We start from the raw sequence: 1,916 nt of genomic DNA on the forward strand, positions 1-1,916 counted from the left end.
GTAGGTTGATGGGGTTACCGCCTGCTCTGTTGGTATCTGGATTATCTTGATTGGTTGGGGTCGGTGCAGGACACATAGGTGTGCCGTTTGTACCTGTCAGGTTACAAGCAGCTATGTTACTTGAGGCAGGACTAAAGACACCGTTTGCGAAACTTACGTTAGTGATAATTAAAGATGAGATGAGAACAGCTTGCAAAAAGAGACGCATTGTTAGAGCCTATTAAAGTCCATTATTAATATTTCACCATAATATTTTATTGGCTGCTCGTTGTCACGGGTTTTTTAGTTAATGTCGACGTGTTCGGAAAAAGGCTCTGAACTATAGTCCTTATTATTATGGATTTTAGCTACAATACCAAGATGCCCCTCTCCATGTTGTCACAATGACCATTTTCTGAGTGAGAACAATAATAAAAACACGAAACTACACTAAAGAACAATACTGAAAATATCCATACGCCTATCATTAGAATAAGAAGCAAAGACACTGTTTTAACATGGAAATGGCATAGTTAATGCGAGTAAGATAAAGATCATCCAAACAAGGATATAATAAAATTGACGCTTAGTTCTCATGGAGATAATCAAAAGACCAGTATTTATAACAAAAGTCTTAAAAAATATGTATAAGAATGCGACACCGTAACCCATATTGAATTGTCCATAGTTGTTGCATTTTACTGGTGCCATATCCACAAAAAAAACAATATAGTTATAGAATAGCACTACGCTGAGTAAAAACTCGATAATTAGCAAGATTTTTATTTTAATACTGGACTTCATCGGCTATCGTAATCCTTTTTTGTATAACTCTAGAGCCAATTTTGATCTACGTTTTTTACCTTCTTTATTATCAACTGAATAATAGAAATGACCTTCACCCTCTTTAGTTATGTCTCCGACGAGATTGGGAACAGCTTTTATAAGTTCAGTTTGTGACATTCCTGCATAGATAGAATCCCCAACACTCCCTAAATTTTTAACGATAACAGATTTAATATTCTTATGAGATTTAAGTTTATTTAAAAAATTAATATCAATTGGTGATGCTACTAAAACGACATGGTCAATTATATGACTTTTTCAGCATAATACATTGCTGTATGTGCTGCTAATAGCGAACCGAATGAGTAGCCTATGTAGTTTGTTTGTTCTATCTCGCACAAACTTTTTTTATATTCAGGGTTAGAATCAAATACTAACTCACTGTCTGTACCTGGTAATTGACTCATTACACTAGGGTAGTATCTATAATTATTAACTTTAGCAGCGTCAAATACCATATTCTTATTAGTTCGCACTCCCGGAATGGCAGAATTTGAACCCCCTCTACTACTATAGACTACGTTCTTTATTCCTAACTGCTTTAACGACTTAACTTGATCAGCAACATAAGCAGGATAATTATTTACTCCCGCACCACCCCAGTAAACTGTGTACAACCCCCACGGATCCACAGCAGACACAGGATTCTGACCAGCATAGCCATACGTATTGAGTCCACCGTTTAGACCAATAGGGTCAGACGTTAAATACCTTCCCGTCTTAGGGTTATAGTATCGATGCCAGTTATAATAATAGCCGCTCTCAACATCCTCATACTGACCGGCAAAGCGTAGATTAAACGCAAAGGGCTCTTTGTGAATAGTATCATCTGCTGCATTGGCTTGATTAATAAGGTTTAACGACCAACCTTTCTTTTTAGCATTAATATCTTGGGTGTTATTTTGTGGAATGGTTTTAACTGTGACCTGACCAAAAGCATCATACTCACCTTGCCACACTGTCTGCTGGTTATCATTACTCACCTGCTGCGGTGTACCCAAATGATCAGTGTGAATAGTATATATACTTGGCGAGTTGTCACTATCATAATCAATCACCGCAATCGGTCTTAAGCCCACATAGATATAGCG

The 1,916-nt window shown here is 37.1% G+C and carries 2 protein-coding genes; both read right to left on the bottom strand.

The genetic code is table 11. The features are described from left to right. On the bottom strand, positions 1-208 hold a 208-nt coding region (locus tag H140_RS14810; RefSeq protein ID WP_033427094.1), incomplete at its 3' end, for a hypothetical protein. Positions 209-1,070: 862 nt separating this feature from the next. Then, positions 1,071-1,916, bottom strand: an 846-nt coding sequence (locus H140_RS16465; protein WP_033427095.1) for an RHS repeat-associated core domain-containing protein, incomplete at its 5' end; no start/stop codon positions are given.

The sequence above is a fragment of the Psychrobacter lutiphocae DSM 21542 genome, from assembly GCF_000382145.1.
GTDB classification, from domain to species: Bacteria; Pseudomonadota; Gammaproteobacteria; order Pseudomonadales; family Moraxellaceae; genus Psychrobacter; species Psychrobacter lutiphocae.